Below are 17,841 nucleotides of genomic sequence, written 5' to 3' on the forward strand. Positions count from 1 at the left end.
GAAAACTGGGTCGGTCTGTTCGTGGTGCATCGATCACCAACTTCTCCGCTCAGTCAGTATTCGCAACGCTCCAAACGTTGCTTTCAGACCGACCAGATGCGATTTCATGTCCCAAATACCGAGGTGAATAATCCAGGCTGATTTAGCCAAAATGAATGGGGCAACGAAACGTCTTCGTGAGCTGGCTCTTGCTAAACCAGAAGTTGAATCAGGCCATCTGCCGACACAAAAAGGGGAACTGAAACTAACAGACGTTTGCTTTGACTATGGAGACGGCAACCCCGTTCTTGAACATATCGACATCACAATTCCTGCTGACCAGAAAACAGCTTTGGTGGGGCCTTCAGGAGGGGGGAAATCAACTATCGTAAGCTTGCTCGAGCGCTTTTATCCAGTGACCAAGGGACAAGTATCCCTGGCCGGGGTGCCTGCTGAGGAGTATGGCTTAGAGGCTTGGCGCCAAAACATTGCTCTGGTCAGCCAAACCAACGATATCCAAAACGGTACGATTCGAGACAATCTATTATTCGGACTGTCCAAAACATTCAGTGAATCGCAAATTGAGTCAGCACTCGAAAGAGCAGGGCTGCTGAGGGAAATCAATAACTTCCCGCAGGGTCTGGAAACCTTGGTAGGTGAAGATGGTAATCTGCTGTCAGGGGGCCAACGGCAGCGGTTACAAATTGCACGAGCATATTTAAAGGCTCCTAACTTCATTATATTTGATGAGGCCACTGCTAACCTTGACGCTGATGCCGAATATCAGGTAACGAAAAGTCTTGATGCATTACTCTCTGATCGTGGCGCATTAATCATTGCGCACCGTCTATCTACGATAACTGATGCCGATAAGATATACTTCCTAGAGAATCACCGAATTACGGGATTCGGAACGCATTCTGAGCTTATGAAGACGCATGAATCATATCGGCGATTCGTTAACGAGCAAATTATTGAGTAGCGGGTCGACGTTATGTTTCTCTTTTTCCCGCTCGTATAATGTCCCTCGATGAATCTAGCAGCGCGGCCTTGCACATTTGATGTACAAGGCCGCGCTGCTAAGTATCCAGATGGGTTGTTTTTTTTTTGCAGCAACGCTATTCAAAGATATCAATTGCTGCCTTTTTAAGCGTGTTAAGCATACTAGGACTGACGTGACCTATAATGCTCGCATGTCTCGCAACCTGATCAAAGGTCGGCAATTGCCAAAGGATAATATTTCCTTTCGTCTTACTTTCGAGATCAACAAACGGAAGGTAACCACTCATATCCGCAAAATTTGTGGTCGTGATGGCCATCCCCACAACCATGCCGGTGAGCTGATTGTAGTCAGTGTTGGAGAGTACGATCAAATGTCGCCTAATGTTGCCCCGTCTTGGATCATGACCACCATATTCCCTGCCAGCATGTGGCTTCGCGTCGATTATGATGCTGTCACCCTGTTTTGGTGCGGACAAGTTTCGCTTACCTGTGAGAGGTGAGTTTGCCATGACTAAATCTCCTTACCTATACGAGGCTCTTCAGAGAAGTTGCCTATTTTGTCCAAATCTGCCCGAAAATTGTGCTTTTCTGCGTCAGGTGTATGTCAAAAATTTACGTGACGCGGTTCATAAAGCAGTGACCCATCATCTTGAACCCGTAATGTATACTCTTGTCCTGGTTTGATCCCGGTTTCGGCGGGGACGGTCAGACTGACTGAATGCCCCGACTTTCTGGTAACAAACTTGCCGAGGACGCGGCCTTGCTTGTTAGTTGTAGCCTTCATGGTCAACACATCCTTTCGTGTGATAACAGCATACACCGTAATTACCGTACCGACAGACGAATCGTTTCGTCGACGTGCTGACCACACATTTCGTTACTAGACTATTGCTCCGACGCCTCGCGAATGCTGTCGCCGCGGCTTTGGGAGCATTCTGATTGGTCTCACAAACAGCGCGCCTTGCCCGATTAAACGCAGGGCGCGTTGCGTTTCACAGGCGTAGTAACGGTTGACTGCGGAAGGACTAATCGACAATATCGAGGAATTAATTGGCATGACACTGGCAAGATTCTTGAATTGTACAAATTGTTGTACAATGGTACGCAATCTGGTACAATCAGTCCATGGAAGGAGTGGATAACTTTGGACGCAGTCTCCTACAGCGGGTTTCGTAAAAACCTCAAGTCCTATATGCAGAAGGTGAACCAGGATTCCGAGTCATTGTTGGTGACAGCTAAGGATCCGGAAGATACCGTCGTTGTGATGAGCAAAAGTGACTATGACTCAATGCAAGAAACCATGTACTTGTTAAGCAACCCTGATTTAATGGCACGCATTCGCCGTGGTGATAAGCAAATTCAGTCTGGCAAGGCCAAAGTGCATGACCTGCTGGAGGATGGGGAAGATGATTAAGTCTTGGACAGATGACGCCTGGGATGACTATCTGTACTGGCATGCTCAGAATGACAAAGCGATCATCAAGAGAATCAACAAGTTAATTAAATCAATCGATTCGACGCCTTACGAGGGCCTTGGCAAGCCAGAGCCGTTGCGATTTGAGCTTCAAGGCAAATGGTCACGTCGGATTTCTCAGGAGGATCGATTAGTGTACAGCATTGAAAACAATGCGATCATCATTTTTTCCTGCCGTTATCATTATGACCTCTAGCAAACTGGCTAGGTCGTCAAGTATGATTAGCTTAACTTGCCCGCCCCCAAGCACCACGAGTTTTTAATCGTGATGCTTTTTGAATGGCGGAAATTATTGCCCCGACGCCTCGCGAATGCTGTCAGCGCGGCTTTGGTGGAACCATTTTGACACCAGCTTGCGGTTGGCCAGCAGAGTTGGGATCAGCAGAATCAGCGCCAAGATGCCACACGATGGGAAGCCCCACAGGCCGCCGAACACGTCCATGACACTGCCGACGTAGAGCGAGCCGACCGGCGTGGAGCCTTGGTTGAGCAGGACATAGACGGACATGATGCGCCCGCGCAGCTCACCCGGAATGTTGAACTGGAACGACGCGTTGGACTGATTGAGAAAGACCATGTTGCAAAAGCCGACCAGCACCATGACCAGCATCGCCAGCCAGTAGCTGCGCACGAACAGCATGCCGGCCTGCAGGGTCGCGGTGCCGATGCCGACCCAGAGGTAGATGTTGCGCTGCATGCCGTAGCGCGACAGGTAGCTCATCAAAAAGGCGGCGATCAGCGACCCGACCCCGGTGGCCGACAGCAGGTTGGCGTAAGTCTGCGCGCCACCGTGGAAGACGGTTTTGGCCAAAATTGGGATGATGACGTTGTTATTGAAGTTAAGGGTGCAGACGATCAGCATCAGCTCGGCGGACAGGCGCACGGCGGCGTGGGTCCAGACGTAATGCAGCCCTTCCTTCAGGTCGGTCCAGACGCGCTCGTGCGAATGCGACGCAACAACGTGGTCCTGCCGGATCAAAAACAGCCCAAGCAGCACGGCCAGGTAGGAAATGGCGTCGACCAGAAAGCAGAAGCCAACTGAAAACTGCGCCATCAGTACACCCGCCAGCGCCGGCCCCGCGATCTTGGCCAGGTTAAAGATGGTGGAGTTCAGCGAAATGCCGTTCATCAGGTTCTTCTGACCGACCAGCTCGACGACGAAGCTCTGGCGCGTCGGCGTGTCAAAGGCCTGAAAGCAGCCGTACAGCAGCGCGATGATCAGGATCTCCCAGTACTGCACGATGCCGGTGTAGACCAGCACCGTCATCACCACGCCCAGCAGCAGGAACGCGCTTTGCGTGATCATTAAAATGGTGCGCTTGGGGAAGCGGTCGATCAGGGTGCCGGCCACCAGCGTCAGGCCCATGATGGGGATGAACTGAAACGCGGACAGCAGGCCGACCTTGAAGGCGGACTTGGTCATTTCGTACACCAGCCAGGTCTGCGCGGTGCGCTGGATCCAGGTACCCATGGTCGAGACGCACTGGCCGAGCCAGAAGTAGCGGAAGTTTTTTTCACTGAGCGAGGAGAACATGGTGCGCAGAACATTCATGAGCAGACTCTTTTCCATTGTAGTGACAACTATATGGTTGGCTTATCCGGAGGCCCTGTCAATCGAAAAGTGCCCGCGCCGGGCAGTGATTTGTCAAGTATTAGCACTCGGCAAAATAAAGTGCTAGAAAGTTTAACACTTTTAGGTAAAAGTGTTCTATAATGAATTTGTTGTTAATCAAGACAAAAACATACGGAGGTATTAAATCATGGCAGTAGACCCAGAAAAGACTCTTGTACTCGACGAACCGATGAACGCAGTGTTTGACTGGAGCGATGAGGAAACCCCTGTCCGCGACGCGATCTGGGACGCTTATATGGAAGCGAACAACCACGACACGATCAAGACCGAAGAGCAGATGAAGCCGGTGCTTGACATGAGCGACGACGACGTCAAGGCCCTGGCCGAGAAGCTCCTGAAGAAGTAACTCAACCACACCGTCAAAATCAGCGGGCTGCCCAATGCAGCCCGCTTTTAATATGCTATGATTAACGCAACTAATTTTTCGCGGAGGCACTCATGGGTTATCAGGACATTAACGCAGACACGGTGGACGGCTGGGTGAAGGCCGGCTGGCGGTGGGGGCAGCCAATCAATCACCAGACCTACGTCAACGCGCAGCACGGCCAGTGGGACATTTTGCTCACCCCGACGCGACCGATGCCCCACGACTGGCTGTTTGCCGATATGCGCGGCAAAAAGGTGCTGGGCCTGGCGTCCGGTGGCGGTCAGCAGATGCCGCTTTTGGCGGCGATGGGCGCCGACGTGACGGTGCTCGACTACTCCAAGGCCCAGCTGCAAAGCGAGCGCATGCTGGCCGATCACGAAGGGTACGCCATCACGATCGTGCGCGCCGACATGACCCAGCCGCTGCCGTTTGCCGATGAGGCCTTTGACCTGATCATGCAGCCGGTGGCGAACTGCTACATTGAAGACGTGCTGCCGCTGTGGCGCGAGTGCTGCCGCATCCTGAAGCCCGGCGGCCGCCTGCTGGTGGGGATGGACAATGGCATCAACTACATCGTTGACGAGGACCGCGAAGAAAAAATCGTCCGGGGGCTGCCGTATAACCCGCTCAAAGACGCCAAGCTGATGGCGAGCATCGATACCAAGGAAGACGGCATTCAGTTTTCGCACACGCTGGACGAGCAGCTGCGCGGCCAGCTCCAGGCCGGCCTGTCGTTTAAAGATATGTACGAGGACTACAACGGCGAAGGCCGCCTCGACCAGCTGCGCATCCCGACCTTCTGGGCGAGTTTTGCCGAAAAACCGGCGGCGCGCTGATGCTGGCGGTGTACCTGCGCGCCTTCGTGATTGCGCTGGCGCTGGTGTCGTCGATCGGGATGCAGAACATTTTTGCGTTCAATAATGCGTTGAGCAATCCGCTGAAAAAGGCGCTGATCGTGCTGGGGTTCATCTGGCTGTTCGACACGCTGCTGTCGACCGTGGCGTTTCTGGGCTTTGGGTCGCTTTTGGCCAGCAATGAGGTCCTGCGCATTGGCGTGATGGGCATCGGCGGGGTGGTCGTGATCTGGACCGGTTGGGGCATTTTGCGCGGCGCCAACGCCGCCGCGTTTGGCAACAGCCAGCAGGAGCAAAGCCTGCGCCAGTGGTTCACCGGTGCCTTCGTGGTCTCGTTCGGTAATCCGCAGGCGCTGATCGACACCGGCGTGACGCTGGGGGCGCTGCGGGCGCCGTTGACCGGCGAGCAGGCCGTCGTCTTCCTGGGCGGCATTGTCTCCGCCAGCGCCGTGTGGTTCACGGTTATCACCCTCGCGCTGAACCTGCTGAAGGACCGGCTGCCGCGCCGGCTCATCATGTGGATCAACATTGTGTCCGGCATCATCGTGATGGGCTACGGCGTGAACCTGGTGTTCCAGGCCGCGCAGGCAATCCTCAAGGCCGTTTAGAAAAGGGGCAAGCAGATGATCAAACCAATTGAAAAAGACCAGCTTTTCTTGCAGCAAAAAGCAAAGCCGGCCACGCCTGCCGACCGCCAGGTGATGCAGGACCTCAAGGACACGCTGGCGGCCAACGCCACGCGCTGCGTCGGCATGGCCGCCAATATGATCGGCGTCGCCAAGCGCATCATCATCGTCCAAATGGGCCCGCTGCCGGTGGTCATGGTCAACCCGCAGATCACGGTCCAAAGCGGCCAGTACCAAACCACCGAAGGCTGCCTAAGCCTGGATGGGGAGCGGCCGACCACCCGGTATGAAAAGATCACCGTCCAGTATCAGGACGTGCAGTTTCAGCCCCACACCCAGCAGTTCACTGGCTTTGTCGCCCAAATCATTCAACACGAGGTCGCGCACTGCGAAGGCGTGCTGATCTGACGAACTGGCAACGTGAAAAATCCCTCAAATCTGGCAGTAGTGCCCAGATTCGAGGGATTTTGTTACTTGTGTGGGTGAACTTGCTTAAGCTGCCGGTGCCTGCCGACTGCGGCGCCGCCACCAGAACAGGCCGCCGGTTAGCGCAAGCAACGCCACGCCCCCCGCCGCGAGCCAAGGCCAGTTGCCACTGGTCGGACCGCTTGGCGGCGGTGTCAGACCCAGCGCTTGGTTCACCTTCTTGGCTTCTTTTTCCTTAATGGTGAAATGCTCGGTGAACTGCCAGTCCTGATCTGGAGTGGCGGCTGAGATTTTCACCGTGTAGTCGCCGGCCTTGAGTTCCTTTTTGGCTGGCACGGTCAGCGGCAGCACGGAATTTGGTGCCATTGACCAGTCGCTGACGGTGCGCTCCAGCGTCGGCTTGTCTTCCCCTTTGCGCGTGACCGTCACCGTCGCTTTGAGATTATCGATGTAAATGGGCGCGATGTTGCGCAGGTTGACGATGACGCCGCCGTTCGCGTTACCCTTTTCGGTGCCGGCCGCGACGGTGCCAAGCTTGAGGTCCGGCTTGGTCAGCACCACCGCATCGGCGTTGGTCTGGAGCTGAACGCCCATGACCATGGCGAAGCGGTTGCTCAGACTGATCCCTTCGCCAGCCTCGGTGGGCTCGCTGACGCTTTGGTCGAGTACGTAAATCGCCCCCAGCTTGACGCCGTCGAAGCCTTCCGCCGGGACCTGAAGCGGCACCGTCACCAGCTGGCTGCCGCCGGCGGGGATGCGCACGCTTTGTTCCGGCTGGCTGCTCATGCTGGTGAGCGGCACCGTCAGGGAACTGTCGACTTGACCTTTCGGTTCGTAGCCGATTTCACCGTTGCCCTGACTAAAGGCGTTGGTCAAGGAGACGGTGAAATCCTTTGCACTAGCGCTGGTGTTTTCAATGGTCACCTGCAGCGGGCGCGATTGCCCGGGCTGAACGAGCAGGTTGAAATAGTCGGTGGTGCCATTGATTTGATCTTGGCCCAGCTGCGGGGTGACGGTGAAATCTGCCCCGGCGGCCTGCACGAGTTGGTGGTGGCCAAACGCGAGGCAGACGCCGAGCGTCAGCGCACCAAGGAGGAGTCGTAAGGTTTTCATTGGCATGTCTCCTGACTTATGAGAATGAGTAGAAAATACTTTGGTTTACTAATTTAATTGTATTAAGGTGGCGGCGAATGGTGCAACTTTGAACCCTTCACCATAATCAAAAAGCAGGGCATAGCGCCCTGCCGTGGTGCCAGTTAGTGCGCGTTCGTCAGTGTCCAGGTGATCTCCGCGGCTTTTTCGCCGGCGGTGATGCCGCGGAACTGATTGATGATCAGCTTGCTATTCGTCAGCTGATAGGTGTTGCTCTTGCCGTCAGCGATGGTCAGCGGCGTCGCATCGTCGCGCAAGGTGATCGCCTTGTTGCCGATGCTGAACTGCAGCGCGACGTTGCCGGCTTGATAGCCTTGGCCCAACTTGAAACTGGTCATGCTAGCGGTGACGCGGCCAGCCTCGTGCGTGTTTTTCACGGCCATGGTGCTGTTGGCAGTGTTCAGCGTCACTTGGCCCAGCGCGATGTCGCGAACCGAAGTCTGGCCAAAATTAAACCCTGGCACGGTCAGCGAAACCTGGTGGCGCGGCTTGGTCAAGTGTTTGCTGGTGGTGGCGTGGTGGCTGCCCACGAAGAAATTACCAGTGGCAAGGTTTTGCCGACCTTGGTCGTTTTTCGCAATCAGCGGCACGTCGACAGTGGCTTGGCCGCGAGTCGGGATCTGAATCTGACCGAGCTTGAACTCGTTCAGGTTACTGGTCTGAATCTGCCGGTTGGCCCCATTGACCTGAATCGTGACCCGCCCGTTCTCGGCTGCGAGCTGGTAGTCGGCGGGAATTGCAAATTCCGCTTGCAGCCTGCTCCAGTCAATATTCTGTGAGGAGCCGCGGTCAAAGGAGTAGCGCATCACGACCCGGTCGCCCACGTTCACGGTGGTGCCGATTGGCTGGCTGGCATTCCAACTGGTGCCTAGGCGGGCATCGCTGGTAGCCTTGCCTTGCCAGTTTTCGCGAACCGGTTCGACCGCTTCTGCGGGCGTTTCGGCCTCGGGGGCAGCCGCTTCAGGAGCAGCCGTCTCAGGTGCCGGGGTGGCGGACTGATCTGGTGTTTCTGCCGGCGCCGCAGGTTCAGGTGCTGCAGCCTCAGGGGCTGGGACCGCCACGCTTGGCTGTTCGGCCGAAGCGTCCGCTGCCGATGCAGTTTCTGTTGTGTCCGTCTCTGCCAGTGCGGTGTCGACGGGTGAGGTTGTCGCTGGTGTGAGATCATCGATCGCCAGGACCGGGCTGATGCTGGAAAGCGGCATCGCAAGCGCGCAAGCCAGGGTCACCAGGGACAGAATTTTCTTTTGCCGCATATTAACCCTTCTTTCTATTGCGCGTGGTCACGCTGGCCGCTGCGATCGCGCCCAGCACCATCAGTCCGGCGGCAATGAGCACGACGCTTGAATGGCTGCCAGCTTGCGGCAGGGCCTCGTTCTCATTTTTGGTTGGGTGATCAACCGGTTCCGGCGTCGGATCGCCCGGCTCCTTGTCGGTTGGATCCACGACGGCGCCTTCTTCAGGTTCCTTGTCTTCCTCGCCAGGGTCGGGCTCTTCGATCGTATCGTCGATGACCCTGACGGTGGCATTGCTGTCTAGGCTTTGAGTGCTATCCGCGGCGAGTGCCGGCGAAGCGCTTGCGAGCATCAGCGCGGCGGCCAAGGCAGCGAGCCAGCTGAGAGTGGCTTTTATCAAGTTCGATCCCTCCTTTGCCAAAGAAAAAGCCGATGACACCATGCCATCGGCTCACAGTCAAGGCTGTGACTGTGGTGAAATGAGATTAGCGAGCGTTGGTAAGGGACCAGGTGATCGTGCCAGAGTAGTCACCGGCAGCGGCTTTCGCTTGCTTGCCAATGTTCATCTTTGCGTCCACCAAGTACTTGCCCTCGCCAAAGCCATGGGCGCGATTAGTGGTCTTAAGCAGTGTTTCTGTGTGGCCGCTGCCTGCGTTCAACTTAACCCCACCGCCAAGCATGCCAGGCATGTCGTGATTATTATTCTTGTTGGTCAGGGTCATGCGAATGTTGGTGTTAGACAGCTTTGTGCCATTTTTCTGAGCCAAGTCGCTCAACGATGCACGAAGCTTCCAGCCGCTGTCGGTGCCACGGAAGTCTTCTAACTGAACTGTTGCTCCCATGCGGTTGTTCAGATCCGTCTTCGTCTCTGCTTGAGTAGCTAACTGCTTGACTGTTACGGACTTGAAGTTGAGGTCCGGCACCTGGATGAGTTTTAGCTTCCCAGCCATTACTTTAACAGTGGCTTTAGAAGTCTTAGTATCCTGTACTAATTGAGGCTGGCCCTTTGCTGGTTCTACATCAACCGTGTCTGCCAGCACCGGTGCGCCGGTCCCTAAACCCATCGCAACGAGCGGGAGAACTAAAGCAGAAGTGAATAAACCTTTCTTCATGAAAAAACTACCTCCTGTAGTGTTGTGAGTGACAGTGACATTACTAGCTTACGTAAATAATCATAACGAGATAATTCACATGTCAGCAACTCAGAACCCTCGAAAAATTTAAAATAATTATAGTTATCATAAAGAATACCGGTATAAAAGGTTTTCAGAACGTTCAATAAATATAAAAATGCTTGTTATTTTAGCTAAAAGTGCCGCATATAAACGACTGTGAATGAAAAAATAGGGCCGAATCAAAAAAATAGTTGGCGGCCGCCAACTATTATGGTTCATGGATTAAATTAGGCGCTTAATATTGTGCAGTGACACGCATGCAGGCCTGAACAATGCTTCAGGAAAAATGGCTCCACAGCGCAAGCACGCCGAAGAACAAGGGCGGGATGGCCAGCGCAGGCAGCAGGTTCAGCGTCTTGATTTTGGCCAGGCCGAGGAGGTTGACGTCAGACGCGAAAATTAAGACGCCGCCGACGATTGAAATCTCGGTGAGCAGGGCGGAAGAAATCGCGCCGCGCAGCAGCAGCGCAATCAGGTAAATGCCGCCTTGCCAGCACAGCAGTACCGGCGCGGCCAGCATGATGCCAATACCGAAGGTCGAGGCGAGGACCATCGAGGTGATCAGATCCAGCGTGCCGTTGGTAAACAGGAAGGTGTAGTCCTGTTTGAGCGCGGCCTCCATGGGCCCGACAATTGACAGGGTGCCGATGCAAAATAGCAGGATCGCGGTGGATAGGCCTTCGCTCAGGTTCGAGCCGCTTTTGCTGGCGCTGCTCAGCAGGTGGTTGAAGCGGCCGTCCAGGTCGAGGCCGCTGCCGATGAGGACGCCAAGCGCCATGCTGGCGATAAAGAGGACAGGGTAATGAGATTGCGGCATTTTCTGAATCGACGTATTGATGCCGAGCATCATGACGGCCAGGCCCATCGCCGTCATCAGTGCGTGGTGCGCAGAATTCGGAATGCCGCGCTTAAACAGCGCCCCCACGGAACTGCCAATGATGATCATCGTGACGTTAAACAGCGTGCCAATCATAGTCTCGCCTCCACATATTAAGTTCGATTATACCTTAATTAGGCGGCGAACAGATTTTCAGAAAAAGAACTCGGTCCCTCGCCAAAAAGCTGGTATGATTGGCTCCTAGGAGGTGGGGTGCCTTGACACAACCACAGGTGATCATCAGCGAAGATTTGTCCGGGGTCGGGCAGGTGTCGCTTGGCGTGGCGCTGCCGTTGCTGGCGGCCCTGGGCTTCAACTGCGCGGTCCTGCCGACTGCTTATCTCTCAACGCACACCGGCGGCCTCGGCCGGCCCGTGGTCACTGACCTCGCCGCGCAAATCGCGCCCACGTCGGCGCACTGGAAGACCCTGCCGCTGCAGCCCCAAGGCGTTCTGCTCGGTTACTTAGGCAAAGCGGCGCTGGCGGCCTGGCAGCAGGTCTTGCCCGACTGGCAGGCCGCGCCGGTGCGGCTGCTTGACCCGGCCATGGCCGATGGCGGCAAGCTCTATGCGGGCTTTGACGCCGCGTACGTGGCGGCGATGCGGGAGCTGATCCCACAGGCGTCCGTCATGACGCCGAACCTAACGGAAGCACAGCTGCTGTTGGGCCAGGAGCCGGATCTAGCGCCGCGGTCCGATGAAGGAGCGGCTGAGTTGGCGACCCAACTGGTCAAAACATTTGGCGTTCAAGTGCTGGTCACGGGGATTCCGTTGCTAGATGGGTCACTCGCGGTGGCCGGCTGCACCGACGCGGCCGCTCCGGCCTGGCTGAACCGCAACCAGCGCCTGCCTGGCCATTACTTTGGCACCGGGGACCTGTTTGCCGCGGTCGTCTGCGGGGCGCTGATGCGCGGTCAGACCCTGCAGCACGCCGCCATTTTAGGGGCCAATTTTGTCGCCCGGGCCATTCAGCAGACTGACGACCCGCGGCTGGGGCTGAATTTTGCCGCTGGGCTGCCGTGACTGAGCCGAGAATTGGAGGAGTTATAAATGATGAGTGATCGCACGTTACGCACGCGTAAACTAATTTTTACCGCGTTATTCGCTGCTATTATTTACATTGGCATCTGGGTGCTGCGGATTCCGCTGCCGGCAATCGTCGGCCGGCCGTTCATCCACTTCGGCAATCCGCTGATGATCCTGGCCATTATTTTTCTCGGCGGGGGCTGGGGCTTTGTCGCCGGGGCGATTGGCCTCGGCGGTTTCGACGTGCTGAACGGGTACGCCGCAACGTCTTGGCTGACGGTCAGTGAGGTCGCCGTGATGGCGATTGTTGTCACGCTGCTGGTGCGGGCCGTGAACCTGAAAAACCATCCCGGCCGCATTGTCGCCATCGGCATCATCGCTGGCTTCACCAAGGTGGTCACCTCTTACTTGGTCGGCGTGGTCGAGGCCCTGATGGTCGGTACGTCGTTCCACGTGGCGGTCGGTGCCGCGTTTGCGAGTCTGCTGGCGGCGGTGATCAACGCCGTGGCGACCGCGTTCATCGTGCCGATCCTATACCTGGCGCTGCACACCATTTTTGCCCGCCTTCTCGCCCGGCGGTAGTGGCGGCCGAGCTTAAGTGCTACCATAAAGGAATCAATTAACAGGGAAAAGGGGAGTTATGATGGCAGAGCAGATTCAGCGCGCTGATGCGCCAGTTGAGTTGACCTGGAATTTGAAGGATTTGTTTGCGACCCCAGCGGACTTTGACGCGGGGATCAAGGCCGCAGGTGCCGCTACGGCCAAGCTGACCGGTCAGGCGAAGAGCTTCACCGCCGACGCCGCCCACTTCTATGAGGTGATCCGCAGCTACTTTGAGGCGCAGGAACGCCTCGACCGCCTGGGCTTATATGCGGAGCTGGCCGTGTCGCAGGACACCACAGACCCGGCGGCCGCGCAGCTGGCGGCCACTTTTAACCAAACGCAAAGCAGCTTTGACGCGCAGCTGTCCTGGTTCGAGCCGGCCATTGTCGCAATGCCGGACAGCCAGGTGACGGCGTTTACGGAAGCCGAGCCGCGGCTTAAGCAGTACACTCACGCCTTGGCGCGCATCCGCACCCAGGTCGGGCACGTGCTGACCCCAGACCAGGAAAGCCTGCTGGCCAGTTTTGGCACGACTTTTGACAGTGCCGAGGACATCGAATCGACGCTGGACGACGCGGATCTGACTTATGGCGACATTGACTACGAAGGGAAAACGCAGCCGCTGACCAAGGGCCTGCGCCGCGTTATTTTGGAGAACGGCGACGCCAAGACGCGTGAGCAGGCGACGCGCCAGTTCGCCAAGGCTTACTACGACCACCGCTACACCTTTGCCGCGACCATGCAGGCGCACATGCACACGCAAAACACCTTGGCCCGCGTTCGCCACTACAAGAGTGCGCGCGACATGGACCTGTCCGCTAACCAGATCCCCGAGGCCGTGTACGACACGCTGCTCGATCAGACGCATGCCCACCTCGACCTGCTGCACCGCTACTACGCGCTGCGCAAGCGGGTGCTGGGGCTGGACACGCTGCACACCTGGGACCTGGCGATTCCTTTGACCGGGACCAAGCCGCCGTTTGCGCCGACCTACGAGGAAGCCAAGGCGACTGACCTGGCCGCGCTGGCGCCATTGGGTGAAGACTACCAGGCTCACCTGAAGGATGAGTTTGCCCACCGCTGGGTCGATGTGCTGGAAACTAAGGGTAAGACCTCCGGCGGCTTCGAAAATGTCGCGTATGGCGTGCACCCGTACATTCTGCTGAACTGGACGGACACTTACGACGCCATGAGCACGCTGGCCCATGAATCCGGCCACGCGATGCAAAGTGTCTACGCCAACGAAAGCCAGCCGTACTGGGACCATGAGTACCCGATCTTCACCGCGGAAATTGCGTCGACCACCAACGAAAGCCTGCTCAACGCGTACATGCTCGACCAGACCAAGGGCGACCATGACAAACAGGTCTACCTTTTGACGACGGCGGTCGAGGACTTCATCGGTACGGTTTACCGCCAGTCTCAGTTCGCCGAGTTTGAAAAGTACATGTACGAAACCGAGGCGGCCGGCACGCCGCTGACCGCGGACGACCTCAGCGCCAAGTACCACGAGATCGAGATGACCTTTTACGGGCCGGATGTTGAAGCCAACCCATGGCCGGAAGCATACTGGGCCTACATTCCGCATTTTTATTACAACTACTACATGTACCAGTACTCGACCTCCAAGGCGATTGCGACCACGCTGGCCAATCGCATCCTGACGGAAGGCACGCCGGCGGTCGCGGCGTACAAGGAATTCCTGCGCGCCGGCAACTCCGACACGCCGGTCAACATCCTTAAGCGCGCCGGCATCGACGTCACCAAGCCCGACTACCTGGAGGCGGCGTTTGCGACCTTCCAGAGCCAGCTTGAGGCGCTGGAAGCGGCGCTGGAGAAGTAAGTTTGAGTCAAAAAAACGGGTCTCACCGGCACTGGCAATTACAGCGGGGTGGGACCCGTTTTTGGTATAGCTTAGCAGCGCATGGTACTATATCATCGTATAAGCTTCCGAAAAGTGGCAGGATGCGGGTTAGCTACTGGGTGGTCACACCGAGGGCGATTGCTTTATTCGACGTTTGACGCTATCAGATCAAGAGAGAAGTGTTTTTGTGAGATTGCTCCGTCTACTACACAATAAGGGGTTTTAGATTATGGCAGACGAAGCCACTTTAATGCAGAGTTTGAAGGCACTCGAGAAGTACGCTAACGGCGATGACAGCGAAGTGATCGTTAAACATGCCAAATTTGCGAATCCGCCGAAGTATAGTCCTGAGCAAATTAAGCAAATTCGCAGCAAGATTCCCGCTACGCAACGCGTGCTTGCCCGTGGCCTGGCCGTTTCTCCCCGGACGGTTGAGGCCTGGGAAACTGGTCGGTCGAAGCCGAGCGGCAGTTCACGGCGGCTTTTGGAACTCATTGACAAGGATCCGGCAGTCTTTAAGCTAATCATGGCCTAGAGGGGCATTGGGGGACATACGTGATGGAAGATTTATTGGGCTGCCTGCTGGAACCGCTATTGGAGCTGATCCTACTCCCACAGTTTGACGCAGGGCATCGCCGGCGCGCCCTGATCCAGCTCATCATTGCGGTGCTGGTTGATGGTGCGGGCACGGCTTTGGGCGGTTGGCTGACGTGGCAGATGATGCGCGATCGCGATTGGGGCCTGCTGATTGTCGGGCTGATTTTGCTCGTGCTCTTTGGCGGCTTACTGATCCAGACGCTGAGGCGATACGTCAAGATGCAGGTTGAGCGGAAACGCAGTTAAGCCAGCCCCAGACTGACTTGTTAAAAAAGCGGATGGCATCAGTGCTGAGACAATCAGCCTGGTGCTATCCACTTTTATATACTGCTAGTAAATCGACCTGTAATCGGCCAATGACCGGTGTTGGAGCGCCTTCGCTAGCCCGGGATAATCGTTTTGACGAAGGTCTTCCGGCAGTTTTTCCTGACTGCGGGCGAGCGCGCCCAACTCGGCAGGGGTCCATTGAGCATGCTTACCGAACGCGGTGAGCACGTGCCGTCGATTGTCGATCAGTGCGTCGGCCATAGCTGGCGCGCCGATAGCCCTTAGTCCGGCAATCAAATCATCAGTCTTCTGGTAAGCCGCGCCTTCGCCTTGCGGAACTGCACTGACCAAGGCAGTTAAAAACCTTAACTGAATCTGTTCGATCAGGTCCGTCGGCGCAATTCTAGTTAACCGGCTCAGATACGTGTGGGCCATCGTGGTATCCGCGTGAAATAGCGCGTAGTAAAGCGCCCCAATGCAAAACGAACTCGCCACGGTGTTGAATTCCTGGCGGCTTTGGTGGTCCTGAAGGTGTCGCCACACATTCTCGTAAAGACTGGTCGCAAGTGCCGGGTCAAAATGGCCCAGCAGCGTTGAAAGTTCCTGAATCTCGCTTAAAGTGAGCGGCGTTTTGCCGGTCACGTACTCGCTGATCGCATCAGTCTCGGCAGTTGTCAGCGGCCAGTCTGCCCATTGCGCACGTTTGGCCAATGCGGCTTTGAGCACTGGTGGCTGCGCCGGCGTCGGCACAAATGGCTGCAGCTCTGCCAGCGGGAGTGCCAAGCGTGACATGATAGTGAACAGCCGCTCGGCCTGAATGTCATTATCGCCGGCTTCAAACCGCACCGCCTGCCGCTCGCTGAGTAGGCCTTCATACAGGGTGTGTTGGGTGAGATGGTGTGTCAACCGCAGCTGACGAATAAACGGACCGATTCTTCCTGCCATTTTTGGCACCTCCTGAAGTTTCCCTCAGTGTAGCAAATATACTGAGCAAGAAAAAGGAGGCGAGCACGATGTGGCACTTAATTGGCGAGCTGATCAGGCCCAACCGGAAACCATTTATTTTGCAAACGCTATTTAGTGTGTTTGCGGCCCTGGATGGAATCGCGGGACCCTATTTTCTGGGTCGGTTTACGGATCAACTGACCGCCAAAGCATTTTCTGCTAGTTTCATGACGTTGGCATTGTGGGGTGGCGCGCTGCTCGCGATCAACGCTGCCTCTGGCGGTCAAAGCTACTTTGCTGGGCGATTTCGGCAGGGGGTCAATGTTCAGCTGCGCAATCGCGTGGTGGCGCGCGCCTATGCGCCGGGCCAGCAAACTGCCCAGGCTAGCTCATACACGGCTGAGGCGCTTGTGGACGTGAAGCAGATCGAGCAGGATTTCGTCAAAAGCCTGACGGGGATCCTGTACTGTTTGTTACAAGGCGGCCTGACACTCGCTTTTTTGTTGCAGGTGAACTGGCAACTGGGCTTAGTGTTTGTTGTGCTGGGTTTTCTGCCCACCATTGTGCCCAAGCTAACTGGTCGGTGGTTAAAAAACGGGACTCAGTTGTGGCAGCGAGCCAACGACCGATACACGAGCGGCTTGACTGATACCCTTAACGCGCGGCCGTTGTTTCGTCATTATCAGTTGGTGGTGCAGGGGCTGGGCCGGCTTTCCGGGATGCTTAAGCACAACGAAGCGGCGAATTTCACGATGAACATGCGGCAGCAGTGGGCGTCGCTATTCGTCAGCGCCCTGTACACCATCACGACGACAGGGTCACTGGCGGTTGGCGTGGTGGCAGTGATGCACGGGCAGCTCACGATTGGGCTGCTGCTGACGCTCAACGGTGCCGCGGATCGCGTGGTGTCGCCAATGATTGCCAGCGTCACTTACTACAATCATCTGACTTCCAGTGAGCCGCTGCTTCAAAAAATCCTGCGGCCGGTTGATGTCACTGTGCCAAAGCTGCACTATAGTGCCAACCAGCATCCGCTGATTCAACTTCAAGGAGTTGCGGTCGGCTTTGACTCGCCGATCATGCGGCCAATCAATTTGGGAATCACGCCGGGAACTAGGCTCCTCATTCAGGGCCCGTCGGGGGTCGGTAAGTCTACACTGGTGCAGGTGTTACTGCACGACCGACAGCCATTGAGTGGTCAGGTCGTTTATAATGCCCGGCTTGCACCTGAGCCCCTAGCGACGATGGCGGTCGTTCATCAGCAGCCCTTTATTTTTGCGGACACCCTGGCGTATAACCTGACTTTGGGCCGCTCAGTCAGCGAGGAAAAAATGTTCAGGCTCCTGCGTCAGGTGGGGCTGGCCCAATACGCCACGGCTGCGGGACTAAGCATGAAGCTGGGCAGCGACGGCCATCAGCTGTCCGGCGGCGAGGAAAAAAGGCTGGAGCTGGCTCGCGCGTTGGCTGAGCCAAAAACGCTGCTCGTGGTCGACGAGGCGCTATCCGGTTTAGATGCGACTGCTGCTGCCGAGGTCAATCAGCTGATTCTGAACTATCCCGGTGCGGTGATCGACATTGAGCACCATGCAACGCCAACGATGAAGGCGCGGTACAGTCAGGTGCTGGACCTGACGCAGTATGCGATTAGCTAAGCAGAGAGCTGAATCTGACCGGTAGAAAAACATCGCGGCTTGTCGGGGTTCTAAGCCGCGGTGCACGCGACCCGAAATTGTATTCAAGGTT

General features: G+C 56.3%; 21 protein-coding genes. 13 read left to right on the top strand and 8 right to left on the bottom strand.

The genetic code is table 11. The annotated features are described in order from the left end of the window. Positions 1-151: 151 nt before the first annotated feature. Positions 152-961, top strand: coding sequence for an ABC transporter ATP-binding protein (locus JUE30_RS09510; RefSeq protein WP_203624652.1), 810 nt, complete (start codon positions 152-154; stop codon positions 959-961). 136 nt (positions 962-1,097) lie between these two features. Here JUE30_RS09510 and JUE30_RS09515 read toward each other — a convergent pair whose 3' ends face one another. Continuing rightward, positions 1,098-1,490 (bottom strand): type II toxin-antitoxin system PemK/MazF family toxin, encoded by a 393-nt coding sequence (locus tag JUE30_RS09515; protein WP_203624653.1) that lies wholly within the window; start codon positions 1,488-1,490, stop codon positions 1,098-1,100. Between the two features lie 635 nt (positions 1,491-2,125). Between JUE30_RS09515 and JUE30_RS09520 the strand changes: the two genes are divergently transcribed. Both JUE30_RS09520 and JUE30_RS09525 read left to right on the top strand, forming a co-directional pair. Then, on the top strand, positions 2,126-2,395 hold the full coding sequence (locus tag JUE30_RS09520; RefSeq protein WP_203624654.1) for a type II toxin-antitoxin system Phd/YefM family antitoxin: 270 nt from the start codon (positions 2,126-2,128) through the stop codon (positions 2,393-2,395). Next, positions 2,388-2,651, top strand: coding sequence for a Txe/YoeB family addiction module toxin (locus tag JUE30_RS09525; protein ID WP_054664047.1), 264 nt, complete (start codon positions 2,388-2,390; stop codon positions 2,649-2,651). The genes JUE30_RS09520 and JUE30_RS09525 overlap by 8 nt, the downstream gene beginning before the upstream one ends. A 93-nt stretch (positions 2,652-2,744) precedes the next feature. On the opposite strand, the gene JUE30_RS09530 is transcribed toward JUE30_RS09525, so the two are convergent. Then, positions 2,745-4,007: an MFS transporter gene (locus JUE30_RS09530; RefSeq protein WP_203624655.1), complete on the bottom strand. Its 1,263-nt coding sequence runs from the start codon at positions 4,005-4,007 to the stop codon at positions 2,745-2,747. A 205-nt stretch (positions 4,008-4,212) separates the two neighbouring features. Between JUE30_RS09530 and JUE30_RS09535 the strand changes: the two genes are divergently transcribed. The 4 genes from JUE30_RS09535 to JUE30_RS09550 all read left to right on the top strand — a co-directional run bounded on the left by JUE30_RS09535 (position 4,213) and on the right by JUE30_RS09550 (position 6,343). Then, complete coding sequence (locus JUE30_RS09535) at positions 4,213-4,434, top strand: hypothetical protein (RefSeq protein ID WP_082397761.1); 222 nt, start codon at positions 4,213-4,215, stop codon at positions 4,432-4,434. A gap of 92 nt (positions 4,435-4,526) precedes the next feature. After that, positions 4,527-5,291, top strand: coding sequence for a class I SAM-dependent methyltransferase (locus JUE30_RS09540; protein WP_203624656.1), 765 nt, complete (start codon positions 4,527-4,529; stop codon positions 5,289-5,291). Beyond that, entirely contained in the window at positions 5,291-5,917 is a 627-nt protein-coding gene (locus JUE30_RS09545) for a LysE/ArgO family amino acid transporter (RefSeq protein WP_203624657.1), read from the top strand. The genes JUE30_RS09540 and JUE30_RS09545 overlap by 1 nt, the downstream gene beginning before the upstream one ends. 15 nt (positions 5,918-5,932) lie before the next feature. Next, complete coding sequence (locus tag JUE30_RS09550) at positions 5,933-6,343, top strand: peptide deformylase (RefSeq protein ID WP_203624658.1); 411 nt, start codon at positions 5,933-5,935, stop codon at positions 6,341-6,343. Between the two features lie 84 nt (positions 6,344-6,427). On the opposite strand, the gene JUE30_RS09555 is transcribed toward JUE30_RS09550, so the two are convergent. The 5 genes from JUE30_RS09555 to JUE30_RS09575 all read right to left on the bottom strand — a co-directional run bounded on the left by JUE30_RS09555 (position 6,428) and on the right by JUE30_RS09575 (position 10,893). Beyond that, complete coding sequence (locus JUE30_RS09555) at positions 6,428-7,474, bottom strand: DUF916 and DUF3324 domain-containing protein (RefSeq protein ID WP_203624659.1); 1,047 nt, start codon at positions 7,472-7,474, stop codon at positions 6,428-6,430. 143 nt (positions 7,475-7,617) lie between these two features. Continuing rightward, positions 7,618-8,766 (bottom strand): hypothetical protein, encoded by a 1,149-nt coding sequence (locus JUE30_RS09560; protein ID WP_203624660.1) that lies wholly within the window; start codon positions 8,764-8,766, stop codon positions 7,618-7,620. A 1-nt stretch (position 8,767) separates the two neighbouring features. Continuing rightward, on the bottom strand, positions 8,768-9,145 hold the full coding sequence (locus JUE30_RS09565; RefSeq protein ID WP_203624661.1) for an LPXTG cell wall anchor domain-containing protein: 378 nt from the start codon (positions 9,143-9,145) through the stop codon (positions 8,768-8,770). An 85-nt stretch (positions 9,146-9,230) separates the two neighbouring features. Further along, on the bottom strand, positions 9,231-9,857 hold the full coding sequence (locus JUE30_RS09570) for a WxL domain-containing protein (RefSeq protein ID WP_203624662.1): 627 nt from the start codon (positions 9,855-9,857) through the stop codon (positions 9,231-9,233). Positions 9,858-10,197: 340 nt separating this feature from the next. Beyond that, positions 10,198-10,893: a DUF554 domain-containing protein gene (locus JUE30_RS09575; RefSeq protein WP_203624663.1), complete on the bottom strand. Its 696-nt coding sequence runs from the start codon at positions 10,891-10,893 to the stop codon at positions 10,198-10,200. A gap of 122 nt (positions 10,894-11,015) precedes the next feature. Here JUE30_RS09575 and JUE30_RS09580 point away from each other — a divergent pair, with 122 nt between their 5' ends. From JUE30_RS09580 to JUE30_RS09600, 5 genes are all read left to right on the top strand, one after another. Next, positions 11,016-11,819, top strand: a complete 804-nt coding sequence (locus JUE30_RS09580; protein ID WP_203624664.1) for a PfkB family carbohydrate kinase — start codon at positions 11,016-11,018, stop codon at positions 11,817-11,819. A 30-nt stretch (positions 11,820-11,849) separates the two neighbouring features. Continuing rightward, positions 11,850-12,404 (top strand): ECF transporter S component, encoded by a 555-nt coding sequence (locus JUE30_RS09585; RefSeq protein WP_239061402.1) that lies wholly within the window; start codon positions 11,850-11,852, stop codon positions 12,402-12,404. A gap of 61 nt (positions 12,405-12,465) precedes the next feature. Then, positions 12,466-14,268, top strand: coding sequence for an oligoendopeptidase F (gene pepF / locus JUE30_RS09590; protein WP_203624666.1), 1,803 nt, complete (start codon positions 12,466-12,468; stop codon positions 14,266-14,268). 250 nt (positions 14,269-14,518) lie between these two features. After that, complete coding sequence (locus tag JUE30_RS09595) at positions 14,519-14,824, top strand: DNA-binding transcriptional regulator (protein WP_203624667.1); 306 nt, start codon at positions 14,519-14,521, stop codon at positions 14,822-14,824. A gap of 23 nt (positions 14,825-14,847) precedes the next feature. Continuing rightward, positions 14,848-15,132, top strand: coding sequence for a hypothetical protein (locus JUE30_RS09600; protein WP_203624668.1), 285 nt, complete (start codon positions 14,848-14,850; stop codon positions 15,130-15,132). An 84-nt stretch (positions 15,133-15,216) separates the two neighbouring features. On the opposite strand, the gene JUE30_RS09605 is transcribed toward JUE30_RS09600, so the two are convergent. Further along, positions 15,217-16,098 (bottom strand): helix-turn-helix transcriptional regulator, encoded by an 882-nt coding sequence (locus tag JUE30_RS09605; protein ID WP_203624669.1) that lies wholly within the window; start codon positions 16,096-16,098, stop codon positions 15,217-15,219. Between the two features lie 68 nt (positions 16,099-16,166). On the opposite strand from JUE30_RS09605, the gene JUE30_RS09610 reads away from it, so the two are divergent. Next, a complete protein-coding gene (locus JUE30_RS09610) occupies positions 16,167-17,750 on the top strand; it encodes an ABC transporter ATP-binding protein (protein ID WP_203624670.1) in 1,584 nt (527 codons plus the stop codon). The last annotated feature ends 91 nt before the right edge of the window (positions 17,751-17,841 follow it).

The organism is Lacticaseibacillus sp. 866-1, assembly GCF_016861825.1.
Lineage (GTDB): Bacteria > Bacillota > Bacilli > Lactobacillales > Lactobacillaceae > Lacticaseibacillus.